The organism is Micromonospora qiuiae (assembly GCF_016863555.1).
Lineage (GTDB): Bacteria > Actinomycetota > Actinomycetes > Mycobacteriales > Micromonosporaceae > Micromonospora > Micromonospora qiuiae.
This window is the reverse complement of sequence record NZ_BOPC01000076.1, coordinates 12,169-36,968: the sequence shown is the minus strand read 5'-3', so window position 1 is coordinate 36,968 and position 24,800 is coordinate 12,169. Positions and strand designations below refer to the sequence as shown.

22 protein-coding genes are annotated in these 24,800 nt (G+C 68.8%); 10 read left to right on the top strand and 12 right to left on the bottom strand.

The window, feature by feature from the left end:
• Positions 1-283 precede the first annotated feature (283 nt).
• Positions 284-994, top strand: a complete 711-nt coding sequence (locus Vqi01_RS23765; RefSeq protein ID WP_204037067.1) for a ThuA domain-containing protein — start codon at positions 284-286, stop codon at positions 992-994.
• A complete protein-coding gene (locus tag Vqi01_RS23760) occupies positions 964-2,076 on the top strand; it encodes a Gfo/Idh/MocA family protein (protein ID WP_204037066.1) in 1,113 nt (370 codons plus the stop codon). Before Vqi01_RS23765 ends, Vqi01_RS23760 begins: the two co-directional genes overlap by 31 nt.
• Positions 2,077-2,100: 24 nt before the next feature.
• Here the strand turns inward: Vqi01_RS23760 and Vqi01_RS23755 are convergent, their stop codons facing one another.
• Positions 2,101-3,072, bottom strand: a complete 972-nt coding sequence (locus Vqi01_RS23755; protein ID WP_204037065.1) for a helix-turn-helix domain-containing protein — start codon at positions 3,070-3,072, stop codon at positions 2,101-2,103.
• Between the two features lie 383 nt (positions 3,073-3,455).
• On the opposite strand from Vqi01_RS23755, the gene Vqi01_RS23750 reads away from it, so the two are divergent.
• The gene (locus Vqi01_RS23750; RefSeq protein WP_204037064.1) at positions 3,456-3,656 is read left to right on the top strand and encodes a hypothetical protein; all 201 of its coding nucleotides are present in this window, start codon (positions 3,456-3,458) and stop codon (positions 3,654-3,656) included.
• Between the two features lie 276 nt (positions 3,657-3,932).
• Here the strand turns inward: Vqi01_RS23750 and Vqi01_RS23745 are convergent, their stop codons facing one another.
• From Vqi01_RS23745 to Vqi01_RS23735, 3 genes are all read right to left on the bottom strand, one after another.
• Positions 3,933-4,592 carry an NADPH-dependent F420 reductase gene (locus tag Vqi01_RS23745; protein ID WP_204037063.1) on the bottom strand — a complete coding sequence of 220 codons (660 nt, stop codon included), beginning with the start codon at positions 4,590-4,592 and terminating at the stop codon, positions 3,933-3,935.
• Positions 4,589-5,644, bottom strand: a complete 1,056-nt coding sequence (locus Vqi01_RS23740; RefSeq protein WP_204037062.1) for an LLM class flavin-dependent oxidoreductase — start codon at positions 5,642-5,644, stop codon at positions 4,589-4,591. Before Vqi01_RS23740 ends, Vqi01_RS23745 begins: the two co-directional genes overlap by 4 nt.
• 65 nt (positions 5,645-5,709) lie before the next feature.
• Entirely contained in the window at positions 5,710-6,390 is a 681-nt protein-coding gene (locus Vqi01_RS23735) for a TetR/AcrR family transcriptional regulator (RefSeq protein ID WP_204037061.1), read from the bottom strand.
• 123 nt (positions 6,391-6,513) lie between these two features.
• Between Vqi01_RS23735 and Vqi01_RS23730 the strand changes: the two genes are divergently transcribed.
• Positions 6,514-6,855: a winged helix-turn-helix transcriptional regulator gene (locus tag Vqi01_RS23730; RefSeq protein WP_204037060.1), complete on the top strand. Its 342-nt coding sequence runs from the start codon at positions 6,514-6,516 to the stop codon at positions 6,853-6,855.
• 7 nt (positions 6,856-6,862) lie between these two features.
• On the opposite strand, the gene Vqi01_RS23725 is transcribed toward Vqi01_RS23730, so the two are convergent.
• The 6 genes from Vqi01_RS23725 to Vqi01_RS23700 all read right to left on the bottom strand — a co-directional run bounded on the left by Vqi01_RS23725 (position 6,863) and on the right by Vqi01_RS23700 (position 14,750).
• Positions 6,863-8,173: an FAD-binding oxidoreductase gene (locus tag Vqi01_RS23725; RefSeq protein WP_204037059.1), complete on the bottom strand. Its 1,311-nt coding sequence runs from the start codon at positions 8,171-8,173 to the stop codon at positions 6,863-6,865.
• On the bottom strand, positions 8,170-9,066 hold the full coding sequence (locus Vqi01_RS23720) for an LLM class flavin-dependent oxidoreductase (protein WP_204037058.1): 897 nt from the start codon (positions 9,064-9,066) through the stop codon (positions 8,170-8,172). Before Vqi01_RS23720 ends, Vqi01_RS23725 begins: the two co-directional genes overlap by 4 nt.
• Positions 9,067-9,121: 55 nt before the next feature.
• Positions 9,122-9,466 (bottom strand): alpha/beta fold hydrolase, encoded by a 345-nt coding sequence (locus Vqi01_RS23715; RefSeq protein WP_204037057.1) that lies wholly within the window; start codon positions 9,464-9,466, stop codon positions 9,122-9,124.
• Between the two features lie 136 nt (positions 9,467-9,602).
• Positions 9,603-12,494: a glycosyl hydrolase family 95 catalytic domain-containing protein gene (locus Vqi01_RS23710; protein ID WP_204037056.1), complete on the bottom strand. Its 2,892-nt coding sequence runs from the start codon at positions 12,492-12,494 to the stop codon at positions 9,603-9,605.
• A gap of 790 nt (positions 12,495-13,284) precedes the next feature.
• A complete protein-coding gene (locus Vqi01_RS23705) occupies positions 13,285-14,163 on the bottom strand; it encodes an RNA polymerase sigma-70 factor (protein ID WP_204037055.1) in 879 nt (292 codons plus the stop codon).
• Positions 14,160-14,750 carry a carboxymuconolactone decarboxylase family protein gene (locus Vqi01_RS23700; protein WP_204037054.1) on the bottom strand — a complete coding sequence of 197 codons (591 nt, stop codon included), beginning with the start codon at positions 14,748-14,750 and terminating at the stop codon, positions 14,160-14,162. The genes Vqi01_RS23705 and Vqi01_RS23700 overlap by 4 nt, the downstream gene beginning before the upstream one ends.
• An 811-nt stretch (positions 14,751-15,561) precedes the next feature.
• Between Vqi01_RS23700 and Vqi01_RS23695 the strand changes: the two genes are divergently transcribed.
• Positions 15,562-15,909: a polysaccharide deacetylase family protein gene (locus Vqi01_RS23695; protein ID WP_204037053.1), complete on the top strand. Its 348-nt coding sequence runs from the start codon at positions 15,562-15,564 to the stop codon at positions 15,907-15,909.
• 468 nt (positions 15,910-16,377) lie between these two features.
• Positions 16,378-16,533 (top strand): hypothetical protein, encoded by a 156-nt coding sequence (locus Vqi01_RS23690; RefSeq protein WP_204037052.1) that lies wholly within the window; start codon positions 16,378-16,380, stop codon positions 16,531-16,533.
• 62 nt (positions 16,534-16,595) lie between these two features.
• Here Vqi01_RS23690 and Vqi01_RS23685 read toward each other — a convergent pair whose 3' ends face one another.
• Positions 16,596-17,150, bottom strand: a complete 555-nt coding sequence (locus tag Vqi01_RS23685) for a hypothetical protein (RefSeq protein WP_204037051.1) — start codon at positions 17,148-17,150, stop codon at positions 16,596-16,598.
• A gap of 323 nt (positions 17,151-17,473) precedes the next feature.
• On the opposite strand from Vqi01_RS23685, the gene Vqi01_RS23680 reads away from it, so the two are divergent.
• The 3 genes from Vqi01_RS23680 (at position 17,474) to Vqi01_RS23670 (ending at position 22,393) form a co-directional block, all read left to right on the top strand.
• Positions 17,474-19,081, top strand: a complete 1,608-nt coding sequence (locus Vqi01_RS23680) for a glycoside hydrolase family 44 protein (RefSeq protein ID WP_239098615.1) — start codon at positions 17,474-17,476, stop codon at positions 19,079-19,081.
• Between the two features lie 222 nt (positions 19,082-19,303).
• Complete coding sequence (locus Vqi01_RS23675; protein ID WP_204037049.1) at positions 19,304-22,039, top strand: AAA family ATPase; 2,736 nt, start codon at positions 19,304-19,306, stop codon at positions 22,037-22,039.
• Between the two features lie 54 nt (positions 22,040-22,093).
• Positions 22,094-22,393 carry a cupin domain-containing protein gene (locus Vqi01_RS23670; RefSeq protein ID WP_204037048.1) on the top strand — a complete coding sequence of 100 codons (300 nt, stop codon included), beginning with the start codon at positions 22,094-22,096 and terminating at the stop codon, positions 22,391-22,393.
• On the opposite strand, the gene Vqi01_RS23665 is transcribed toward Vqi01_RS23670, so the two are convergent.
• Positions 22,375-22,740, bottom strand: a complete 366-nt coding sequence (locus tag Vqi01_RS23665) for a DUF1330 domain-containing protein (protein WP_204037047.1) — start codon at positions 22,738-22,740, stop codon at positions 22,375-22,377. The two genes, Vqi01_RS23670 and Vqi01_RS23665, sit on opposite strands and share 19 nt — an antisense overlap.
• 802 nt (positions 22,741-23,542) lie before the next feature.
• On the opposite strand from Vqi01_RS23665, the gene Vqi01_RS23660 reads away from it, so the two are divergent.
• Positions 23,543-24,574: an ArsR/SmtB family transcription factor gene (locus tag Vqi01_RS23660; protein ID WP_204037046.1), complete on the top strand. Its 1,032-nt coding sequence runs from the start codon at positions 23,543-23,545 to the stop codon at positions 24,572-24,574.
• Positions 24,575-24,800 lie beyond the last annotated feature (226 nt).

The following is a 24,800-nucleotide window of genomic DNA, read 5'->3' as shown; positions in this document are numbered from 1 at the left end:
GGGACTTGCCGGCCCTCGTTGCCGCACCTGCTGCGGTTCCTGATGGACCACGGCGGCCAACGCCGCCGCCGCCTCTGTCGTCCCACTGGCAGCGGCTTGCGGTGTATGGACCCGCGCGTGTCCGCGCCGCACGGCAGCCGACAGCAGTGCCGGCACCGAAAGCCACCTCGGGCGAAGGCGGAGAGGGTGGCGGTCCGGGTACGGTTATCGATGATCGGAAGGTGCGGGCGTCGGCCGGGCGAAAGCGGTGGCCCGGGGCGACGGACCGGGGGAGGGAGCAGGTGTGGCGCGACGGAGAGCCCTTGTGGTCCGCGGCGGGTGGGAGGGACACCGGCCGGTCGAGGCGACCGAGTTGTTCATCCCGTTCCTCGAACGCAGCGGATACGCGGTACGGGTGGAGGAGTCGACGGAGATCTACGCCGACGCCGCCGAACTGGCCGACACCGACCTCATCGTGCAGTGCATGACGATGTCGCAGATCACCGAGGAGCAGGTGGCGGGTCTGGCTGCGGCGGTCGTCGCCGGGACGGGCTTCACCGGCTGGCACGGCGGCATCGTCGACTCGTTCCGCGCCTGTTCGGACTATCTGCACCTGGTGGGCGGCCAGTTCGCCACCCATCCTGGCCTCCAGCCGTGCGAACGCAGCGGCGGCGAGGAGGACAATTTCCTGCCACACTCGATCAAGATCACCGACCTCGGGCGGGAGCATCCGATCACCGCCGGGATCGAGGACTTCGACCTGGTCACCGAGCAGTACTGGGTGCTGCACGACGACCTGATCGAGGTACTGGCCACCACCACCCACCCGACGCGGGAGTGGCACCCGTGGCACCGGCCGGTCACCTCGCCGGCGATCTGGACCCGAAACTGGGGCGCCGGACGGATCGTCGTGACGACTCCGGGGCACAGCCTCGACGTGCTGGAGCACCCGTGCGTCCGTACCGTCATCGAGAGGGGGATGTTGTGGGCGACCCGCACGGCGTCGGCATCGTAGGTCTCGGGGTCATCTCCCGCGCGTACCTGGACACGCTCGCCAACCATCCCACAGTGCGCGTCGTCGCGGTGGCCGACATCGACGCGGCCCGGGCTGTCGCTGCCGCCGCCACGATTCCCGGCGCCGAGGCGGTGAGCGTCGAGCGACTGCTCCACCACCCCGACGTGGCGACGGTGCTCAACCTCACGATTCCGGCGGCGCACGCCGAGATCTCGGGCGCGGCGATCGACGCCGGCAGGAACGTCTACGTCGAGAAGCCGCTCACCGCCACGTTCCCGGAGGGCCGGTCGATCATCGACCGGGCGGCGTCGGCCGGCGTCCGTGTCGGTTGCGCGCCGGACACCGTGCTGGGCACCGGTACGCAGACCGCCCGAGCGGCGATCGACAGTGGACTGATCGGGCGTCCGTTGGCCGCATCGGCCGTCATGGTCACCCCGGGACACGAGCGCTGGCACCCTAACCCCGACTTCTACTACGCCCCGGGCGGTGGCCCGCTGCTGGACATGGGGCCGTACTACATTTCGGCGCTGGTTCACCTGCTCGGGCCGGTCCGTGCGGTGATCGGGGCAGCCAGCCAGCTGCGTGATGTCCGGGTCATCGGCTCGGGCCCCCGCCTCGGGCAGCGGATCCCGGTCGAGGTGCCGACCCACGTGACGGGTGTGCTGGAACACACGGGCGGCGCCGTGACCACTCTCACCACCAGCTTCGATGGTGTCGCGACGACGGCCGCACCGATCGAGGTGCAGGGCGAGACCGGGACCCTCGCCGTACCCGATCCGAACAACTTCGACGGCGAGGTCCGTCATCTCGCGCTCGACGGCCCCGGGTGGCGCGCCCTCGAACCGCGGGCCGGCTACGTCGCCGCCTCTCGGGGGGTCGGCCTGATCGATCTGGTCCTGGCCGACGAGATACGTCCGCCACGGGCCAGCGGTGAGGTGGCGCTGCACGTACTCGACATCATGACCGCCCTGCTCCGTTCGGCCGCCGAGGGCCGGCGGGTCGAGCTGACGACGGCGGTCGAACGCCCCGCACCCGTTCCCTTCACCCCGGCCGAGGACTGGCTGTCAGCCCTCGCGTCCTGAGGACGATCCGGTCGAACGGCGCGCTCAGGGGCGCCGGCTGATCGGCTTTCGTTCCGCCCGGTAGTCCTTTGGCGATATGCCGTAGGCGCTACGGAAGATTCGGCTGAAGTGGGCCGCGTCGGTGAACCCCCACCGGGAGGCGACCATCTGGATCGTTCGGTGGGCCAGGAGTGGATCGGCAAGGTCGTTGCGGCAACGTTCGAGCCGACGGTGACGAATCCAGTCGGCCATGGTGAGACTCTCTTTCTCGAACAGACGGTAGAGAGTACGGACCGAGATGCCGTGCGCGGCGGCGACCGCCTGCGGGGACAGATTGGGGTCTCCGAGACGACGTTCGAGAAAGTCATGGATGCGGAGTCGCAGCACGCGTCGGTGCGTATCCGGCGAGGGCGGGGTGCCGTCCGGGTGTCGGCTGTGCAAGAAGGCGGTGACGAGGTCCACGGTGATCGTGGACAGTCGGGGTACGTCGGTGGGTCGGTAGCGGTCAGCGTGTTGGACCAGTTCGACAAGGTAGCGAGTGAGCAGAGCGCCGATCCCTTCCTGGCTGGGCAGAGCCGCCCCGATGAGCGGTGTGGCGGTCTTTGGCATTGGGAGCAACTCCACCGGCAGCTGCATCAGCAGCCCTCGGACCGGGTTACGGCCAAGGAAGCGGAAGGGCTGTGAGCTGGTGTAGAGCAACATCTTGCCCTCGTCGATGAGGAGCGGGCCGTCGACAAGGTCGAATCTCAAGCCGTTACTCAGGCTCAACCACATCACCGCCTGGCCTGGGTCATGACGGCGGATCAGCGTCGGCGACCGGTGGGCATTGAGTGGCGAGAACGCCAGAGCAGACACCTGGATGTCACCGAGGCTGACTGTTCGCGCCGACGCCTGGAACTCGGCCGCACGATCAGTGCGCACGACAGACGGCAGGAGGCCATCGACGGCTTCCTGCCAGACCGCGAAGCGTTCCGTCTGCGGCAGGCCATCGGTCCGGAACTCCGCGTAGATGTCCATCCACACCCCCCATGGTCAACCATGATCTTCCGGTATGCGTCAACCCGCCGGAGACCCTGGCACGGATGGTCAAGAGCCGGGCAGCAGCAGTCAAGACAAATGCGTTGGCGATTGCGGATAATCAATACGAAAGGGCTAATGGGGCGAAGGGGAATACTGGTATCTAAAGGCTCTTCCGTCATGATCGCGCATGGTGAGCGCACGGTTCGAACGAAAATCAGGGAGGCACCATGAGGTGGGCTTCGGCCCGGGCAGCGGCGGTCATCACCGCACTGCTCATCGCAATCGGTGGATGGGTCGTGCAGGCTCCGGCTGCTTCGGCGGCCGTGACGGCTTCGTGCCCGAGTGTCAGAGGCGGTGGATCCAGCCCGAGCACGGCAAAGGTGATTAAGCACCCCCAGGCGCCCGTTCGCACAGGCCCGGCCGCCGCGTGCAGCGTCATTGACTACGTCCCCTATTGGCATACGGTCTACAAGTGGTGCAGCTGGTTCAACTCGTCCACGGGCAACTGGTGGACCTACACCAACTGGGGCTGGATCTACGAGGGCAATCTCGACGGCTACCTCGCCCCCGGCTGCCCCTGATAACGGCGATCCACCGCCGCGCACCCGGCGGTGGATCCGCCTCAGCACCGGCCACGGCGGATGTGACCGGTGTTGAGGAACGGGCTTCATCCGCCCGCGACGGCACCCATGTCGTTGAACTGACCGGTCTGCTGAACCTGGCCGGCTGGCCGGGATGCGGGTCATCGTCCGCCGCGAACGTCCGCATCCCGGCGCTCAGTTGTCACTGCTCGAAGAACCCGCCTCACCGAGGCCAACGCCGCCGCTGGCCCAAGCGGATTCCGTGAACCATCGCGGCTAGCTCCGCTGGCCTGCGGTTTCGATGGCAGCGAGCATGTCGTCGCGGCCGAGGTTGGCTCCGAATATCGCCGACCCGGGTTGCAGGACGGCGCTCGCGGCGAGGCCACCGACCGCCACGGCGTCGAACCCGAGGTCGTCGATGAACTGGGAGACGAGTGCGACAGCGCCGGTGTCGTCTCCGGCAACGGCGAGGGCGACCCGATCGGGACTGCCGGCTGGACGGGCAAGTTCTTCGATCTCGTGGTAGCCGATGTGGTTGACTGTCTTGACGAGCCGGGCGTCGGGCGGCAGCCCATCGCGGACGATCTCGCTGGACGGTCGGCCGGTCTCGAACTCGGGAAGGATCCCGTCGGCGGGGGGCCAGTAGTTCATGACATCGACGACGATGCGGCCGGCGAGAAGCGCGAGCGGCAGTTCGCGCCAGGCGCGCAGCGGAACGGCGAGCACCACGAGGTCGGTGCCGTCGGCCAGATGCTGACCATCGACAGCGATTGCGCCTGGGGTGAGGATAGCCGCCACGAGGGCGGTGCGCTCGGCCGGGCCCGAGGTCGTGATCCGTACGTTGTAGCCGGCCGCGAGAGCCTGGCGCGCGATGGCGATCCCGGACTTGCCGGCGCCGAAGATGCCGATCGTTCGGATCGGTCCGGTCGTGGTCACTGTGCGGCCCCCACGGTCTCGGTGGCATCGCTTGTGCGGCGGCTCACCTCGGCGCGCACGACCGGCGCGACCTCGGTGCCGAGCAGTTCGATCGCCCGCATGATGTCGCGGTGGGGCACGGAGCCGACGGCGAGTTGAAGCATGGTGCGCTGATGGCCGAGCACCTCGTGATGGTGTAGCAGCTTGTCGATGACCTGTTGTGGGGAGCCGACCGCGTAGGTGCTGCCCGGGCCATTCTTCGCCGCGATGTCGGCGGGCGTGACTCTGGGGACGCCGTGCTCAGCCCCGGCGATGTTGTGCAGTTCTGCGTCGGCCGGGAAGTACACGTCAGCGGCCTTCTGGGAGGTGTCGGCGACAAAGCCGTGCAGGGTCATGGCGACCGGCTGCGGGGACTGGCCGTATTGCTCCAGCGCTTGGCGGTAGAGGTCGGCCAGCGGTGCGTACTGCGCGACGAGGCCGCCGACAGCGCCGAGCGCCATCGGCAGCCCAAGGGCGGCCGCGCGGATCACCGAGTTGGGACTGCCGCCCACGCCGACCCAAACCGGCAACGGCTCCTGCACCGGTCGTGGGAGAACGACCTCGCCGTTGAGTGGCGCCCGGAACCGCCCCGACCAGGTGACCGGCCCGCCCGTGCTTAGTTTCTGCAGCAACCGCAGCTTTTCGTCGAACAACTTGTCATAGTCGGCCAGCTCGTAACCGAAGAGCCGGAACGAGTCCAGGAAGGCGCCGCGCCCGGCCATGACCTCAGCCCGACCCTGCGACAGCAGATCGACCGTGGCGAACTGCTCGAACACACGCACCGGGTCATCCGAGCTGAGCACCGTTACCGCGCTGGTGAGCCTGATGCGTGAGGTTCGGGCTGCCGCTGCCGCGAGGAGCACCGCGGGCGCCGGTGCGGCGAACCCAGGATGGTGATGCTCGCCCACGCCGAACACGTCCAGCCCGACCTCGTCGGCCAGGACGATCTCCTCGATGAGTTCCGGGATGCGCTGCGCCGGTCGGACGCCACCGCTGAGCGCTACGTCCACGAAAGTGAATGCCCCGATTTCCATGTCGACCTCGTCTCTTCGGGTAGTCGATGATGGACACAACCCGTTAAGTGACGCAGGTATTCCACTTACGGTGCGGCGGTGCGGCCTCGCTTGCTGTGGTCCTTGTCACCGTGCAGGCGTAGCAGCGCCCGGTACGTCTCGCTGGCCGAAGGCGCGGGTGGCAGTGGGCCCGAGCCCGGGGCGGCGAACGCCTCGAGCAAGTAGGCGAGCAGCCGGTCGGAGAGAGTCTGCGCGAGCGGGCCGGCGGCCGCGACCACGCCGGCGTGGGCCATGAGCACCAGCACCAGATCCTCGGGCGAGAAGTCCGCCCGCAGTACCCCCGCGGCCTGGGCGCGCCGGATCAAAGCCGTTGCGGCCGTATAGGCGCGGCGACGATGCGTCTCGGCGCGCATGCTCTCCGGGAAGGTCATGGTGAGCACCTCGGTGAAGCCGCGGTCGGCGAGCTGCATCTTCGCGACGCGGTGCACGAAGGTGGTGAACCCTTCCCACGCGTCGGCCATGACCAACGCCTGCTCAGCGGCATCGGCGTAGACCGCGACCTGGTCGCCGAACGCCTCGGCGACCAGCTCCTCCTTGGATGCGAAGCGGCGCCGCAGCGTAGGCTCGCTCACCCCCGCATGGCGGGCGATCTGCCGCATGGATGCATTCAAGCCCTGCTCGCCGAACACCGCCCGGGCGGCCGAGACCAGCCGCGCACGGTTGTGCGCCGCATCCGCCCGCAACCCGATCTCCGCGCTACCCGACACGCCCCGAGCCTACCGCCCAGATGTGTCACGCCTGCGTCGGTTACGGCTCACCGCGGGATTGATTACCGATAAGTCTCTTCTTTTCACTGGCCTTGGCGAGTGGGCAATGATTACGGTACTGGCGTGACTACCTCCGCCGACACGCACGACGCCACCAGCATCCAGTGCCGCCGGGTGCAGTCCGTGCTGGATACCGTGGGCCGGCGCTGGTCCGGCGCAATCATGGTTGCCGCACACCGGGGTGCCCGTCGCTTCAGCGACTACCGACGGTCCATCGACGGCATCTCGGATCGCATGCTCACCGTGCGGCTCAAAGAGCTCGAGTCACTCGGCCTGCTGCGGCGTCAGGTCATTCCGAGCACCCCGGTGCAGGTCATCTACGAACCGACCGACCGCGGCTTGGATCTGTTGCGGGTGCTAGAGCCATTGTTCCGGTGGGGCGAGCGGCACCTGGCCACGAAATAGCCAACAGTCAAGCCAGTTCGTTCTGGTACAGCGCTGAGCGGAAGATGCCGTCAGGGTCGTAGCGGCGCCAGATATCGAGGACGCGATCTCCGGTGCGGCCGGGGTAGAACCGGCGGAAGGCCGCAGCATCGAGCCGGGTGGAGAAGTTGGCATACGCGCCGTCGGTGTGCTCGGCGACGTTGCGCCACACCCGGCCGAGGGCGGCGTCGTCCTGCGGCGGAAAGACGGTGCCGATCACGAGCACGTTGTGGTCGCGGTGGGCGTAGGCGGTGTCGTCGGCCGCGACATCGTTGATGGCTCCGCCAAGCGAGCGGAGCTGCATCAGCGCCGGCGTCGGCCCGATGGCGGCAGCGGTGATGGATTTGGCGGCGGCCGGGGTCAGCTCGCGGAGCAGGCCGTTGATGGTGGTGGACGGCTGTTGGCCGATGTTGGTGTGCAGGTGCGCGGTGGGTACGAGCCCGGCATACGGGAGCCGGCGCGCGGTTTGATCGAGCAGTTTCCGGCCGACGCCGCGCAGAGGCGCGACGGCTCGGTGGGCTCGGCTGTCGTCAGGGCTGGCGATCACGGCGGTCAGCGACAGGACCACATCGTCGCCGTAGGACATCAGCATGCCGGCTGTGGTCAGCTCTCGCGGCGCGGTGGCCAGATAGTCGGCCCAGCGGGTCAGGGTGCGGCCGTCGCGGTCGGCGAGCATGGTGAGCTGGGCCATGCCGACGTCGCGGAGTTCGGCGGCTTCGATCTCGAAGGCGGTCACGATGCCGACGCCGGCTCCCGCGCCGCGCACGGCCCAGAACAAGTCTGGGTCGTGCTCCGCGTCGGCGCGGACCACGGTGCCGTCGGCGAGGACGATCTCGGCGGCGCGGATGTGATCGATGGTCAGCCCGTAGTCGCGGGCGAGCCAGCCGATCCCGCCAGCGGTCGCGAGGCCGCCGACTCCGACGTTGCCGTGGTCGCCGGAGCTGATGGCCAGCCCGGCCGGGGCCAGTGCGCGGGCGACGTGGGCCCAGCGGGCGCCGGCGCCGACACGGACCAGCCGGGCGCCACGGTCGAGGACGCGTATCTCGTTGAGGGCGGACAGGTCGATGACGGTGCCGCCGTTGTTGGAAGAACGCCCGGACAAGCCATGCCCCCCGCTGCGTACCGCGATTGGCAGGTCCTGCTCCCGGGCGTAGTGCAGAGCGCTGACCACGTCGGCCGTGGTTTCAGGCAGGATGACCATGGCTGGTCTCGCGACCTGGGTGTAGGTCGAGCGCAGCAGCGCGTACCGCCGGTCTGCGGGCGTGATGATCTTGCCTTCGAGCGTGGTGGTGGTGGTCACGGTGCGGTCACCTCGGTGTGGAGCCGGTCCCGGACGGCCGGGATCACGTTGTGGACGAAAAGGTCGAGCTGTGTGTGCGGGGCGACCGCGGGCCAGAAGATGAAGGTGTCGAAGCCGAGCCGTGCCGACCAGTCGGCCAGGGTGTCGGCCCAGAGTTCGACGCTGCCGGACAGGCCGGGTCCACCGCCGCGGCCGATGGTGCCGATGACGTTGTAGATGCGGCGGATCTGTCTGGGGTCGCGTCCGGCGGACCGGGCGGACTCGTCGATGATGTGCTGCTTTGCCGGAACTTCTGCGGGCGGGACGTAGATGTTGAGCGGGGAGATCCATCCGTCTGCCAGGCGGCCGGTCACGGCCAGCATGCGTGGGCCCTGCCCTCCGAGCCAGACGGAGATGGGTGAAGCCGGTGCGGGCCCGGCGTGATAACCCTCGACCCGATGTTGCCTGCCGTTGAGGTGAACGACGTCGCCGGCCAATGCGGGCCGCAGGATCCGTAGGGCTTCCTCGGTGTAGGTCACCATGTCGGCGTTGGTGCGGCGTGTGCCACCCATGGCCGCGATGCCGTCAGCGAAGGCACCGCCGCCGACGCCGAGGGCGAGCCGACCACTGTGCAGCCGGTCGAAGGTCGTGGCCGCCTTGGCGAGCATGGCCGGAGGGCGCAGCTGCAGGTCGGCGACGTCCGGGAGCAGAGCGATCCGCTCGGTCTGCCCGGCCAGATAGGTCAGCCAGGTCCAGGAGTCCAGATGCTGTGGCTGGTACGGGTGGTCCTGCACAGCGAGATAGTCGAGGCCCCCGGCATCGGCGGCCCGGGCCAGTCGGAGAGCGTCACTGTGTCGGGCGGCCTCGGGGTCGAGGCTGATCCCGAAGCGGGGGAGACGTCGTTGGTCGGTCATGTCGCCAACGATCGGCCCATCGTTCAGCATCAACAAGTGGCTGGTTAGTTACTTACTAATGATTAGTTCCATGCGGGCGGCAGGGCTTGCGGAAGTGTCCGCCGTCGAGGAGGTGGACCTCGGCGTGCGGCAGGTCTTCGCCGAAGGCGGTCGCCCCGTCCGGCGCGAAGATCTGGTCGTTGCGGCCCCACACCGCCAAGACGGGTACTCGGTTGACCTTTAGGTGTTCCTGGAGTCGGGGATGGAGCGCGCGGTTCGTCGGGTAGTCGCGGAACAGGCGTAGCTGCGCCGCGTCGTTGCCGGGCCGCTGCAGCAGCGCGTGGTCCAGCGTCCAGGTGTCGGGGCTGATGACGCTGGGATCCGGTACGCCCTGGGTGTACTGGCGCAGCGCAAGGGGCACACCGGCACACCTGATCCCGGCCGGCGCCAGTAGGTGCCGACCGGGATCTTCGGTGTCGCAGGCGGGGTCAGGCGGCGGCCATCTCCACGTCGGGCGCGGAGCGCCGGGCGTCGTCTGGGCATCGTGCCTCGACGGCTCACACCCCGGCGACTTGCCATTCCTGGCTGGAGTCGCCGCTGATCGGGCGCTGGATGACCCTGGCGGCGTCCGCGCTGGAGCCGCCTTCGACGTCCGCACACCATCCGTTTCTCACGTTGACGAGCCGGTAGTACCCACTGGTCGCCGCGGGGACCAGATTCCACCACTGGTTGGTGCCGCCGTTGTCGGCCCACTGGATGAGTCCCTCGCCCTGGCCGGAGCCGCCCGGGCTGTCCAGGACCTTGCCGCTGTGGACGCTGGACAGCCGGAACGAGCCATCCTGGTTCGGCAGCAGCCGCCACTGCTGGTTGGTCGCGCCGGTCCACGGCCACTGGATGATGGACGCGCCGTCGGCGGTGGAGCCGCCGTTGACGTCCAGCACCTTCCCGCTGCGCCGGTTGACCAGCCGGGAGATGCCGGTGCCGGGACCGGTGGGCAGGCCGACGGTCACCTGCACCTGTTGCCCGGCGGCCAGAGAGATCACCCGGGCGTGCGAGCCGAGCGGGGAGGAGGTGACCGGAGCGGAGGTGGTCAGGGATGCGATTCCCCGCCGGCTGATGAGCGTGATCGCCTGGTTGATCGCCGAGGTGAGGAGCACCGTGGTGGTGCGGGCGGGCAGATCCCAGGCGAGGCTGTCGATACGGACCTGGTTGCGTCCGCGTACGCCGGTGATGGTGCCCTTGGCGAGTTGGTCGGGCACGGCGGGCAGCAGCTCGACGATGCCGGGCCTGGTGTAGATGAGCGCTTCGCTGAGCACGGCCGGCAGGGCGTTGGCCGCGTCAGCGTTGTAGATCTCCAGGTTCGGGTTGTGCGAGGTCATGAGAGAACGGAAAAGCATATTGTTGCCGATGATCTTGCGGAGGTTGCTGTAGACCCCGGCGCCGTCCTTCAGCCGGGCGCTGGCGAGGGCCCGGTGCAGACTGCCGTGTGCCGAGGTGTTCTCGTCGCCACGTAGCGCCAGGGCCCGCAGCCCGGCGGTGACGAGTGCCGGTTGATCCTCGGGGTTGATCTCGTGCAGGGGCCAGGCCCCGTAGAGGTGGTGGACGTGCCGGTGGTTGTACCGATCCGTGAGGCCGGGCCAGGACCATTCGGCGAGGGCGCCGCTGCCGTTGATGGTGTAGGGCGGAATCTTCGCCAGCAGGGCAGTCCAGCGCGCGACGCCCTGGCCCGGGCCCTGCTCGACGCCGAGCGCGTTGGCGGCGTCGATGGCCGCTCGTAGGGCGTGCTTACCGGCCTGGATGTCGCCGGTGGCGTTGATCGCCAGCAGGACGTTCGTGTTGGCCGGCGAGTTCTCCATCGAGAACGACGGCACGAACACCACCCGGCCGGACGCGTCGGTGCGAGTCAGGAAGTCCTCGTAGAACAGGGCCAGTTCCATCAGCGCCGGGCCCAACTTGTCCGCCAGGAACGCCCGGTCGCCGGTGACCTGGTAGTACTCCAGCAAGGGGTAGAACAGCCAGTCGGCGCCGCCCGTCCAGCAGTGGCCGGGGAAGCCGCCGTCGAAGTGCAGCATGTACCCGTACTCGCCGTCGGTTCGGGACGGGGCGAGGAAGCCGCGGGCGCCGTACAGGTTCCGGGCGTTGGTCCGCCAGTGGGCGAGTTGGCCGAGTACCAGGTTGAAGTAGCCCTGCATGGCATCGGTGAGGTCGAGGATGTTGCCGGCGGCAACCTGCAGGTTGACATTGGCGTCGGTGGTGAAGTCGTCGGCCCAGGCACCGTTCCAGGTGCCGGCCCAGATCCCGGTCAGTCGGGGCGGCAGCACTCCGCTGGAGCTGATGAACAGATAACGGCCGCTGTCGTAGAGCCGTTCCAGCAGTGCCAGGTCCATCGTGTTGCGATTGGCGTTTTGCCGCGTGATCAGCTCACTTGTCGACAGCTGGCGGTCGGTGGCAGAAACATCCAGGTCCAGACGCGAGCGGTCGTACATCGCCGAGTGCTGGGCGATGTGCCGAGTCCGCAGCGCACCGTAGTCCGCGCTCACTGCCGCCAGCGCCGCGTGCAATGGTTTGGCGTCCCACGCGGTGGACGACTCGTACCGGTCGAGCTTGGTCAGCAGGACGAGCCGGGCTGCTGCGGTGACGACGATGGTCGACCCGTTCGCGGTCACCGTCCCTCCGGTGGGGACGACCCGGGTGACGCCTTCGAAGCCGAACGCCGCATGCCCGGACGGGTAGGCGCCTCGCAGGTTCAGGTAGCCGGAGCCGTCGCTGACGGTGGCCAGGGTGCTGAAGCGGACCGAGCTCGGGACGCCGGCCAGCGAGATATTGACGCTCAACGTCGCGTCGATCGACCGGCCGGACGCGGGAATGAGTTCGTGCACGATGATCTTGTCGGCTCGGGAGGCGAAGGCGCGACGGGTCCAGGTGCCACTGCCGTCCGTCCACGTGGACGTTACTTCGCCGGTTCGGAAATCGGTGAGGCGGGCGTACCCGTTGGTGGTGGTCATGCCGGGGGTGCTGATCTGCAACTCGAAGCCGGGATGGTACGTCTGCGTCCAGCGCAGGCTCCAGCCTGCGGCGAAGTCCGCGTTGGCGCCACCGTAGTTTCCGGCCAGCGCCTTGTCCCGCACCCCGTTCAACCGGCCGGAGATCACCGGCGGGATCACGCCGCGGCTACCGTTGGGCATCACGAAGCGATGGTGATTGAAGATCACCTTTTCCAGCGTCGGCACTCCATGGAGGACAGCCCCGTACTCGCCGTTCCCGATCAGGAAACCGTCCGTCCAAGCTGTCGCGGCCCGGGTGTCGTAGATCCCCCGGTCGGGCAGTGTGACCCCCGGCGGTGCCGCTGCGGCCTGCTGGGCGCCCGTGGTCGAGGCCAGACCGACCGAGCCTGCGGTCAGCGCGGCGGCGGCGAGGACACCCCTGCGACTTACGGGTAGATCAGTCATCCCGGTTCCTTGTCACGATACGTACGCAGCCACCGACTATCGCCAAGACCAGGTGAAGGTCAGGAAGTCGAATCGATTCGACGAATCCTAGGCAGTAAAGCGATATGTGTCAATCTCTTCCGTGGTGGCGGTTGCGCCTGCAGCGGTCGACTACGCCGGGAACTTGGCGCGACGGCCATGAACCTCGGTCAGTTCAGGCGGTTGCCTCGGCGTTGGGGGTATCGCTGCTCGACCTGTTCCGGGTTAGCGACCGGCAATAGGGCGATGGGGCCGAGGCGGGCCGAGGCGGGCAAGCCAGAGGATGGAGCCATGCCGCTGTGGCATGGCCGCCGGCGACAGTGCTGGCTTCCGCAGCCAGTTGATTGACTCCGTTTCGTCGGTACGGCGGTGTCCGATCGGGTCGGGACACCGCCGTTACGGCGAAACGGCGATCGGCGATGGTCGAGGCGGTTGTTGTGGTGGCTGCGGTCCGGGTGCGCGGTGACCTGGTCGGGCCAGTTGATGCCGCAGCTGGGTGCCGCATCAGGCGCGGGGGCGATGCAGGCGAGATCCAGGCGTGGTGGCCGCTGTGCCTGGGGATGTGGACGGCGCGGGTTGCGGCATCTCGGGGTGTTCGGGTGCCCAGGGTGGGCACGGGTTACGGGATGTCGGCCTATCCCGCCCTGCGGGTGGCACGGGTTGCGCGATGTTGGGGTTTCCGGGTCGGTTGAGCCCGCGAGTTGCGGCATCCCGCGCGCAGGCCCACAAGTTGCGGTGTCCCGCGCGCAGGCCTCGGCCGGGGTCGCCTTTCTCATCGTCGAAGCTCAGCCACCTCATCCAGCCGCTCGAGCTTGTGCGGGTTGCGGATCGCGTACATCTGGGTGATCCGGTCGTTCTCGATGACGAACGACACGGCCGTGTCGTTCTCGCCGCCGGGGTCGATGCGCGCTGCGATGCCGCCGTTGAGGTCGAGGATGAAAGCGTTGGCGCCGGGCGCGACCTTGGCGAAGCGGGCCATCACCGGGGCAAGCTTCGCGGCTCCGCGGACCGGCTTCGGGATTGCCGGGGCCAGGCCGCCGCCGTCGCCCACGACGAGCACGTCAGGAGCCAGCACCTCGAGCAGTCCGGGCACGTCGCCGGTGGCCAGTGCGGCGAGGAACCGCTCGACCACCCGCTCCTGCTCGGCGCGGCTCACCGACATCCGCGGCCGGCGCGCCGCCACGTGCTTGCGGGCCCGCGTCGCGATCTGACGCACCGCCGCCGCCGACTTGCCCAGCGCCTCGGCGATTTCGTCGTACGGCACGTCGAAGACCTCGCGGAGCACGAAGACCGCGCGCTCTGTCGGTAGCAGCGTCTCGAGTACCGCCAGCATGGCGATCGACACGCTCTCCGCGAGCTCGACGTCCTCGGCGACGTCCGGGCTGGTCAGCAGGGGCTCGGGCAGCCACTCGCCCACGTACTCCTCGCGCTGCCGCACGAGCGTGCGCAGCCGGTTGAGGCAGAGCCGGGTCAAGATCCGCACCAGGTACGCCCGTGGGTTGCGGACCTCGCGGCGCTCGGTGTCGACCAGGGCTGCCCACCGCAGCCAGGTCTCCTGCACCACGTCCTCGGCGTCGGCGACCGAGCCGAGCATCTCGTAGGCGATGGTGAACAGCAGGCTGCGGTGGGCGATGAAGGGGTCCTCGCTCATGACGCGGACGCTACTCCCGGTCGCTCGGCCAGCGGCTTCAGGCCGCACGCGGCGGCGAAGCCGTCAGACTCGATGCCGAGTGCCACGTTGCCACGCGTGGTCATGTTCGCAAACGCGATCACCGAGGTGAGCTCGACCACGGCGGCGGGTCCCAGCTTGGCGTGCAGCCGGTCCACCAGCTCGTCGGTCACGGTTGGCGGTGTCTGGCTCATCGCCTCGGCGTACTCCAGGACGTCCCGCTCCAGCGGAGTGAAGACGTCCGCCTCCCGCCACCGCGGAATCTCGCGCGCCTTCTCCACGTCGAGCCCCCTGTTGCGGGCCTCGAAGTAGTTGAAGTCCAGGCACCACGTGCAGCCGATCAGCGACGCGACCGCCATGTGGGCGAACGACTTCAGGTTCTCGTCGCAGGCGTTCCACTTCTGCAGCTTGCCGCCCAAGCCGGAGCTGGCGAACAGCACCTTGGGGTTGTGCCAGTAGACGCCCACCGCCGTCGGCACCTTGCCCAGTTTCTTCCGGACGATTCGCTTGATCAGCGCTCCCTTGAGACCGGTGATCTCGGCCGGGGGGATGCGGGTCGGGTGCTCCATGTTTCCTCCTGTGTCGCTGGCTGTGTCGACGGTTAGGTCGTCACACCATGGAGACACCGGCCGGGCGGCGGATGTGACATCGGCGGAACTGGCGGACTGCGTCCAGGCGTACGCCTCGCCGGTGGCGATCTCGTGCCGCGAGTCACGCCCGGGGCTGCGCGGGGGGCGTGCTGACCCGTGCGGCCTGGTCTTCTTGCACCTGACGGGCGGTCTGCAGGAAGTCGAGGATCGTCGCGAGTTGATCCTTGTCATACCTGCGAAGAGCCTGTGCGCCGGCAGCGCCGACCGGAAAATAGATGTCTTGTTCGATGGTGTGCGCGGCGTCCGTTGGGGTGACCAGGACCCGCCGTCGGTTCTCGGTGTAACGGGTGCGTCCGGTGCGGATTCCGGCCCCGGATTCGCTGCCCTCTCGGATGGCTCAGGCCATGAGCCACGCCGCACGCGGCCTCGGGGTGGGCCGGGCTGCCAACAAAACCTGACCGTCCGCATCTGGGCCGCAGGCCGGGCGCAACTGTCTGCACCGGCCTGCGATTGGCGCCAACGGGAGACATGACCGCTGGTTACGTACCGTCGTCTTCAGCCGAGGTGGCGGCCTGACGTAGCCTGGCAGCGCTGACCGCCCTGGCCACACCCCGGAGGGACGCCGTGTTCGGCCCGGATCCGGTGGGGGAGGACATCCCCGGGCGCTGGCACCGACCCGGAGGAGCTTTTGCCGCCGGATACGCGGCCTGCTTCGACAGTTCGCTGGTGTCCGCAGCACGGCGGGAACGGGTGAAGCTGGGATCGACGACGACAACGGCATCGTATCGGAGTGCGGTGTACGGTCTCGCTCAACCTGGCCGTTCTCGACCACTATCCGGCGATCGCGGCCGCCATGGCCGAGCGGCAGTGGGATGTGATGTGCCACGGCGTCTACAACACCCGCTACGTGGAGGGTATGAACGAGCAGGAAGAGAGCGAGCTCTACGGCCTGTGCCAGGAGATCGCCCGCCGCCACCTCGGCTATCCCGCCCGCGGCATGCTCGGTCCGTTCATCACCGCCAATGAGGGGCACGCCACGGGATGGAGTACCACGCGGACTGGGTGCACGACGACTTCCCGTCGCCGCTGCGCACCAGCTCCGGATGGCTGGTGGCGCTGCCCTACAGCTACGAGCTGAACGACGGCCCGCTCATGCGTGCCCATGTGGAAGGAGCCGGGTACGCCGCGCGTTGCATCGCGCAATACGACCAGCTAGCCGACGACTACCGCCGCGACGGTCGGCCGCGGCTGATGTGTCTGCCAGTGCACCCCTTCGCGATGGGTCAACCACATCGGATCCGCCGCTTCGCCACTTCGAGTGGACCGCACTGCCCAGCAGGCCGCCACTGCGGTGGCCGGACGGGAAACCCGCGGCGCTCGCCGTGGTGCTGGACCTCGGCGCGGTGGAGTGGGAGCGAGACCCACCACGCCGAATCGTGCCTCCGCCCGGCGGACGCGGCGTTCGCCCCCATCCCGGCATTCCCCGGCTGGGATCTCAGCGACGTGAACATGGCCTTCCTCCGCGGCGTCGACCCTGAGCATCAGGCCCGGGCGATCGAGGAGGCAGCCGACGTTCTCGTCGCCGACGGAGCCAGCAGCGGGCCTCATGGCGCTGCATCTCGCGCCGTGGCTGTCCGGACAGCCATTCCGCTTCCGCCACCTCGCCGGCGTGCTCCGGCACCTGGCCGAGGACGAGTCGTGGTGGCGCGCCACACCCGCCGATGTAGTCGAATGGTGCAAGCAGGACCGGGCACAGCAGTGACACTTCTTGGCCGTCAGCTGAACAGCGGCATCCGTGCATGCCGCTGTTCGAGAGCGCCGTGGTCAGCTCAACGTGAAGGTCACGTCGTCGACGTCGAAGGCCGTGACGCCGTTGCCGGCCGTCTCGCTGGCGACGAAGCTGGCCGTCGCGGTGCGCTCGGTCGGCGCCGTCCCGGTCGACATGGCGTACTGCCGCCACTGCGACCCGCCGTCGAAGGCCAGCGAGAATCTCGTCTTCGGCGGTATCCCGGTGACCGCCAGCCCGACGTTCAGGTAATCGCCGCGGCTGGTCTCCGTGGTGGTGGTCCGGACCCAGAAGCGGACCGTCAGGTCGCAGTCGGCCGGAACCGTGACGGTGGTGCGCAGCAGGTCGGTACGCGTCACGTCCAGTCCGGCGAAGGTGGCGTACGCGCGGCCGGTGTGCGCGGGCCGGGCCGCGTCGCCGAGCACGACGATGCGGGGGCCGGCGGTCCAGCCGGTGGTGCCGCGCTCGAACCCCGGATTCGCGTGGATCTGCCCCTTGCAGGGCGCGTCGGCCGCCGGCCGGCCGGCGGGCGCGCTGCTCGTGGCCAGGAGCAGCAGGGCCGCAGCCGAGATGGTGGTGACGAAGGCCTTCATCAGTCCCTCCCGTGTCGCGCATTCGAGACTGTCGACGTAAATCGACGATGCGCGATGGGCATCGTCGCGTCAACCTCTTCTCGTGTCGGCTCTGCGCGACCGGGCGGATGGTGAGCGGAGTTGCGCCATGTGCCGGCTGAACCGGGCCACGTTGCCGGCGACGGCTGGCAGGAACCGCATTTGATCAGGCTGCCGCCGATTGACAATACATAGATGAACAATAATATTCTGGAGCTGGTTCGGTGTTTCTGACTGGTTGGCGGCGGGAGTCTCTGGTGGGTGCTCAACGACGGCGCAAGCTACGGTCGGCCACGGCCATCGGTGTGACCGGATCTCTCGTGGCGGGGCTGTTGGCCGCACAGACCGTCCCCGGTCCGGCAGCGGCCGCTGGCGTGCTCACGCTGTCCGTGGACGTCTCCGCCGCTCGGCATGTGATCAGTCCCGACGTCTACGGCATGAACGGTGGTGATCCGGCGCTCGTCGCCGAGCTCGGCATGCCGGTGGCGCGCTGGGGTGGCAACGCGAGCAGCCGCTACAACTTCAAGAACCACACCTACAACACCGGCAGCGACTGGTACTTCGAGAACATCGTGGCCGGGCCTGACAACACGGTTGAGTCGTTCGTCAAGACCAACCGGGACCGTGGGACCAAGCAGGTGGTCACCGTGCCGCTGATCGGGTGGGTGGCGAAGGACTCGCCCCAGTCGCACCCGTTCGCCTGCGGTTTCCCGGCGACCCGCTTCCCAGCACAGGACGCGTTCGACCCGTGGGACCCCAACTGCGGTAACGGCCGGCTCAACGACGCGAACCTCACCGGGGCGGTGCCCACGGACACCTCGATCCAGGTGGACGCGTCGTTCGCCGGCGAGATGGTGTCGCATCTGGTGCGCCAGTTCGGTCCGGCGTCGCGGGGCGGCGTGTCGATCTACCAGCTCGACAACGAGCCAGTGCTGTGGAGCTCCACGCACCGCGATGTGCATCCCGAACCCGTGACGTACGACGAGTTGGGCAGCAAGGGTACGGCGACCGCTGCCGCGATCAAGGCCGCCGACCCCAGCGCGGCAGTGCTCGGCCCGTCCGGCTGGGGCTACTGCGAATGGGTGGCGTCCGGGTTGGACGGGTGTGCGCCGGGCGCGGACGCTGCTGCGCACGGTGGGCTCAACCTGTCCCAGTGGTATCTGAAAAACATGAAGGACTTCAGCGACGTCCACGGTGGGAAGCGCTTCCTCGACTACTTCGACCAGCACTACTACCCGCAGATCAGCGGCGGTAAGGACCCGGAGGCCAACGCGCTGCGGTTGCGGTCCACGCGCTCGCTGTGGGATCCGACATACGTAGACGAGTCGTGGATCGGTCCGGGCGGCGTGAACGCGCCGCCGCTGCAGCTGATCCGCACGATGAAGGCGTGGGTGGCGCAGTACTACCCGGGTACGAAGGTTGCGATAACCGAGTACAACTGGGGCGCGCTCGACGACATCAACGGCGCGTTGGCGCAGGCCGACGTTCTCGGGATATTCGGGCGCGAGGGCCTGGATCTGGCCACGATCTGGGGCGAGCCGAAACCCACAGACCCCGGCGCGTATGCGTTCCGCATGTACCGCAACTACGACGGAGCGGGCAGCCGGTTCGGCGAGGTCAGCGTATCGGCGGTCAGCAGCGACCAGGGGCGGTTGGCGGTCTATGCTGCGCAACGCTCATCCGACAAGGCGCTGACCGTCATGGTGATCAACAAGACCGGCAACGATCTGACCTCACGGTTGGCGGTCGCCGGCTTCAACGGCCAGCGCACGGCACAGCGTTTCACCTACGGTGCAGCCGATCTCACTTCGATCAGGCGGGGAGCGGATCTCCCGGTGATCAGCGGCAGCGTCAGGGCGACGTACCCGGCGAACTCCATCACACTGCTGGTCCTGCCGAAACGCCGACACTGAGCGATTCTCCAGCCGGTCGTATCCGCCAGTACCGCGCCGCGTTGCGGCGGCGGTACAGCGTCGGCGGCTTGACCGCCGCGTCGGCGCCCCGTGCCCCCGGCTCTGGTCGACCAGATACGGCGGTACGCGGCGGACGAGCCGATCGCCAACGTCGTCATCGGCACGAAACTCACGGTCCACGGCGGCCGATTGCCCACCGTCGGACGATGCCAGGATGGGCTGATGGGCGCGGGGGAGCTGCACGGAAGAAAGCCCGAACAGGACGCGATCGCCGAACTTCTGGCGGGTGCCCGGGCGGGCACCAGCTCGTCGTTGGTGCTGCGCGGCGAGCCCGGCATCGGCAAGACGGCGTTGCTCGACCATGCCGCCGCGGCGGCCGGGGACATGCGGCTGGTCCGCGGTACGGGAGTCGAGTTCGAGGCGGAGCTGCCCTTCTCTGGGCTGCAGATGTTGCTGCGCCCGGCGCTCGGATCCCTCGCCGCGCTGCCCGGCCCGCAGCGCGCGGCTTTGGAGGCCGCGTTTGGCCTCGGGCCCGCGGACGGTTGCGAGCCGATGCTGGTGGGGCTGGCGGTGCTGTCCCTGCTGACGGAGTACGCGGACGAGACGGGACTGCTGTGCCTTGTCGACGACGCACAGTGGCTCGACCGGGCGTCGCGGGAGGTTCTCCTGTTCGCCGCCCGGCGCCTGCACGCCGAGCGGGTGGTCATGATCTTCGCCGTTCGGGACGGCGAGGGAACCTTCCCCGCCCCAGGTCTTCCGGAGTTGCGCCTGACCGGGCTGGCCCCGGCGGCGGCCGCGGCCCTGCTCGACCGGCATCCGCTCACACCCGCCGTGCGCCACCGCCTGCTCGCCGAGGCCTGCGGTAACCCGCTGGCACTGCTGGAGCTGCCGGCCGCCTTGGCCGCCGAAAATGGCAGCGCGTTCCCGCCGGGGGCGCTCCCGCTCACCAGCCGCCTACAACTGGCCTTTCACGGCCAGGTCAGCCGGATGCCGCAGGCCAGCCAGAGCCTGCTCCTCGTGGCGGCGGCCGACGAGACCGCCGAGCTTGCCGTGATCCTGCGTGCCGCCGCCACGCTGGGGGCGGCCATCGAGGACCTGGCCCCCGCCGAGCGAGCCGGCCTCGTGCTTCACGGCGACATCAACGGCACCGCGATCCGCTTCCGCCATCCACTGATCCGCGCCGCTGTCTATCAACGGGCGCCGCTCGGGCAACGCCTCGCCGTCCACCGCGCGCTCGCCGCCGCTCTCGGTCCGGAGCATGCCGACCGCCGGGCCTGGCACCTGGCAGCCGCCGCTACCGAAGCCGACGAGGAGGTTGCCGCCGCGCTGGAACGCACCGCCGCCCGCGCCCGCGAACGTAGCGGCCACGAGGCCGCCGCGGCGGCGTACGAACGGGCAGCCCGGTTGACCGTCGAGCCCGATGCGAGGGCGCACCGCGAGGCGCTGGCGGCGGAGGCGGCGCTGGAGGCGGGGGACTTGGAGCGTGCCAGAACGTTGGGGTGCCGCGCGGCCCGGCGGCTGGACAAGTCGCCGACGGTGAAGGCGCGGGTCGCTCATGTGCGTGCCCTCGCGGATTTCTGGCAGGGCTCCTACTCCACCGCTCACCGGTTGCTACTCGACGGCGCCGAGCTCATCCGTGACGCCGATCCGGCCCGGGCTGCCGTGTTGCTGATCCAGGCCGTGCACACCTCTTGGTATTTGGGGGAACGACAGCTCGCGGCAACGCTGGACCTGCTGGGCGCGCTGCCGTTGGACGATGCGGACCCACTCGCGCCGGTCGGGCGCTACCTTGTTCACCTCGACCGGAGCCGTTCCGAGCAGCCGCCGCCGCTGGGCGACACCCTCGCGGCGATGCGGCGGGGCGGCCAGGCTTCCGACCAGGCGATCATGATCCTCTGCGGGGCGGCGCTCGCGTCGGGTCAGGACGCCGACGCCTACGAGCTGGCGATCGCGCTTGCCGCCGAACACCGCGCCCGGGGTGGTGCCGGGCGTCTGCCGACGGTGCTGTTCTTCGTGGTCGAGGGTGAGGTGTTCACTGGACGGCACCTGGACGCACTCGCCACTGCGAGTGAGGCCCTGGGACTTGCCCGCGACACCGGCCAGCACCAGTGGGTCAGCCAGTTCAGCAGCGTACTGGCCTACCTCGACGCGGCCAAGGGGGAGGAGGCGGCCTGCCGGCGCAACGCCGAGCAAGGGCTGGCGGGGGCTACCCCCGGGACGATTTCTCCTGGCGCGCCGTGGGCGCACTGGTCGCTCGGGCTGCTGGACCTCGGCCTCGGCCGTCCCGAGGCGGCGCTCGCCCGCTTCGAGCGTCTGACCCGCGAGCCGATGCGGCATCACATATGTGCCACCCGTTCCACTCCCGACCTGGTGGAATCGGCCGTACGGGTGGGTGCGCCGGAACGCGCCGCCGAGCCTCTCGCACGCTTTGAGTGGTGGGCCGGATCGGTCCGGCAGCCGTGGGCCGACGCGCTCGTGCTGCGCTGCCGAGGGCTGCTCGCCACCGACGACCGGGCTGAGGCGTTCTACACGGCGGCCCTCGAACTGCATGACCAGGACGGCCGCGCGCTGGAGTACGCCCGGACCGCGCTGCTCTACGGCGAGTGGCTGCGCAGGGCTCGGCGGAAGGCCGAGGCGCGCGGGCCGTTGCGCGATGCCGTGGAGGTCTTCGACCGGATCGGCATGAGGCCGTGGGCCGAACGCGCCCGTGGTGAGCTGACCGCGACCGGTGCCCAGGACCAGGGCCCGAGGGCCGGCGGCGGCATGGCCGCCGGGCTGACCCCGCAGGAACTGCAGATCGCCCGGCTCGCCGCGCAGGGCCTGTCCAACCGCGACATCGCCGCGCAGTTGTTCCTCAGCCACCGGACGGTGGGCTACCACCTCTACAAGGCCTATCCGAAGCTCGGCGTCGTCTCACGAGGCGAGCTCAAGGAATTCGCCGATCAACTCAGGCTGTGAGATCTTGTCTCGATGATCACTCCGAAAACTGTTCTACCTGGGCAGATGCTCCCCGTGAACGTCGATGAAGTTCCGCCGGTCGAACTGGGTCCCGGCGTCCACGTACGGGCGCTCCCGGGGATGCCGGGGATCAGGACATGGGTGATCGACATCGCCCCGGGCACTGAATGGCCGGACCTCGACGTCCACGAGACATACGGCGAGGCGTACTTCGTCGTGAGCGGCGAAGTCATCGAAGGCGACAGCATCCACGGTCCGGGAACCTACGTCGCCTTCGGGCCGAAGACGAGCCACCGGCCCCGTACGGAGACCGGTGTGCGCGCCTTCGGCTTCAACTACGACGTCGGCGTTTGACGAACAGCAGAGCCCTTCCTGAGCTCAGCGGCCATCGCGGCCGAATCATGGTCGGGCCCGACACCCTCGACGATGATCACTTCACCCTCCAGGTGGTCCGCTCGTAGCGGCAGGATCGCCTGGTAGGAGGCCGACTCGTACCAGTCCCGCGCGTTGCTGGCTGACGGGAACTCGAGCATGACGACGCTCCCGGGCCACTGGCCCTCGCGGACATCCACCGGCCCGCCGTGGACGATGAAACGGCCGGAGAACGGGTCCATCGTCGCCTGGATCCTCTCCATGTACTCCAGCACCTGCGGGTGGAGTTCCTCCGGGTCCCGAAGATGTGCGATCACATAGGCGGTCACGGTTTCTCCTCTGATCATGGATGGTCGGGCGGATCGACCCAGCGGCCCGCTCCGAGGCGTTCAGACCCCGGCCGGCACCACCAAAATTAGGGGCACGGCAACGACGAGGAATCTGACGTGCTTAGGTACTTTCGCCCGCGCCTTGAGCGCCGGGGTCAAGCCCTCCGATTGGCCGACCCATGGCCGGTTTCCCTGCCCCGGCGCACCGCTGTCCTCGGTGACGAAAGCAAGCGGACTTGATGCCCGTACGCGATCATCGACACCCTCGGCTTGAAGAGACCGGCAGTAGGTGGTGGTGGCGGGGTTGGGGTCCAGGCCGGTCCCTGGGGTGGTGGCGGGGCGGGATGCGGGATGTCGGGGTGTTCGGGCCGATCGGGCGGGCGCGAGTTGCGGCATGCCGGGGTATCTCGTCCTCTGAGCGGCGCGAGTTGCGGCATGTTGGGGTGTGTGGGGTCGCTGAGGCCGCGAGTTGCGGTATCTCGTTCGCAGATCACGAGGTGCGGCATCCTGCGTGACGATGCCGGATGAGAGCGGCTCAGGCTGGCCGGCCGGTGGCTGCGCGGGCCAAGGTGGCCACCGTCCTATTGCGAGGGCGGGATGTACGGAAGCCTTCCGAACGGCGTTCGATCTTGTGTCCACCGGAACGGACGAGGACCGTTTGTGGTGCCTTACCGACCGGGTGGGGTGCTTGGGCCGACGGGTGTGCCATGGAGGTTGCGCATGTCTATTTCGCCTCTCCGACGGAGACTGGGTCAACCGGTGCCCTGCGGCTTTCACCGGCTGGCCGGCCCGAGGGGCGGGCGTGGTGCAGGCGGTTGAGATTCCCGCCGAAGGGCTCAGAAATGTCCGCTTCGGCTGGTCGATGCTGAGCGAGGCCACCTTGTCGCTGTGGGCGGCCACCGGCGGCGACCAGACACCGTGGATCCAGCGGTGGTGGAGCGATGCGCGCAGGCGGCTGGCGCCGGGCAGACCGCGCCTGCTGCGCGAGATCATCGGGCTCGGCGGGTACCTGCCGGACTTTCTCCTACCGGTGACGGCCGGCAACCCGTCCTCACTCGACGAGGAACTACACGCACTGGTGACCACACCGGCAGGGGCGATCCGGCAGGAGTTGGCCTGTGCCATCACGGCGGCGAAGCGAACGGGCCTCGGCGACCCCGCTCTGCCGCTGGCCACCCGCCTGCTGGACGCCCGCGGTGAGCACGCCTACCTGGCTACCCTGGCGGATGAGCTGAGCATCTACTGGAAGGCTGCCCTGGCCCCGTACTGGGACGGGTTGCGGGCCGACCTGGAGTTGGAGTTCGATCACCGGGCGCGACTGCTCGCCGCCGACGGGGTGCAGGCGGCCATCGCTGACCTGAGCCGGCACCTCGCCTGGAGCGGCGGCACTCTCCTCGTCGACGTCCCGCCACGCGCCCGGCTCACCGCCGGCTCGGGGCTGTGGTGTGTCGGCTCCGCCTTTCTGAGCGACCGGGTCCTCATGAGCAGCCGTCCCGACGGCACCGTGGCCATCTACTTTCCCGCTGCCGGGAGAGCCACCGCCGCGTCGGGACGGCAGCCGCCGCGGCAGGTGTCGCGGGACCTCACGGAGCTTGTCGGCGCGACCCGTGCCGCGCTGCTGGCCGATCTCGACATCACTCACACCACCGCCGATCTCGCCCGGCGCCACCACCTGTCGGCCGGCACCGTCTCCCATCACCTGGGCATCCTGCACAGGGCCGGGCTTCTCGACCGGGGGCGTGACGGCAAGCACGTGCTGTACCGGCGTAGCCCTCTCGGCAATGCACTGACCCGCCGACCATGCCGCATGGGTGAAAAACGCAAGGCCAGCTGACCTCGTCAATTCGATTCTGGTCAAATCGACGGCACAGCTGATCCTCGACCGATGTGATCGTTCATGCTCTAATTCTTGAAGATTCGCTCCGGCGAATAAATGAAAGCGATCCGAGGGAGGTGAAATTATGATCACGACTTCTGTTGTGGGTAGGTTGGCCAGCAACAGCCTCCAGCAGCACATGTTTGCGTCGCAGTCCACTGTGGCGCAGGAATGTACGAGGCAA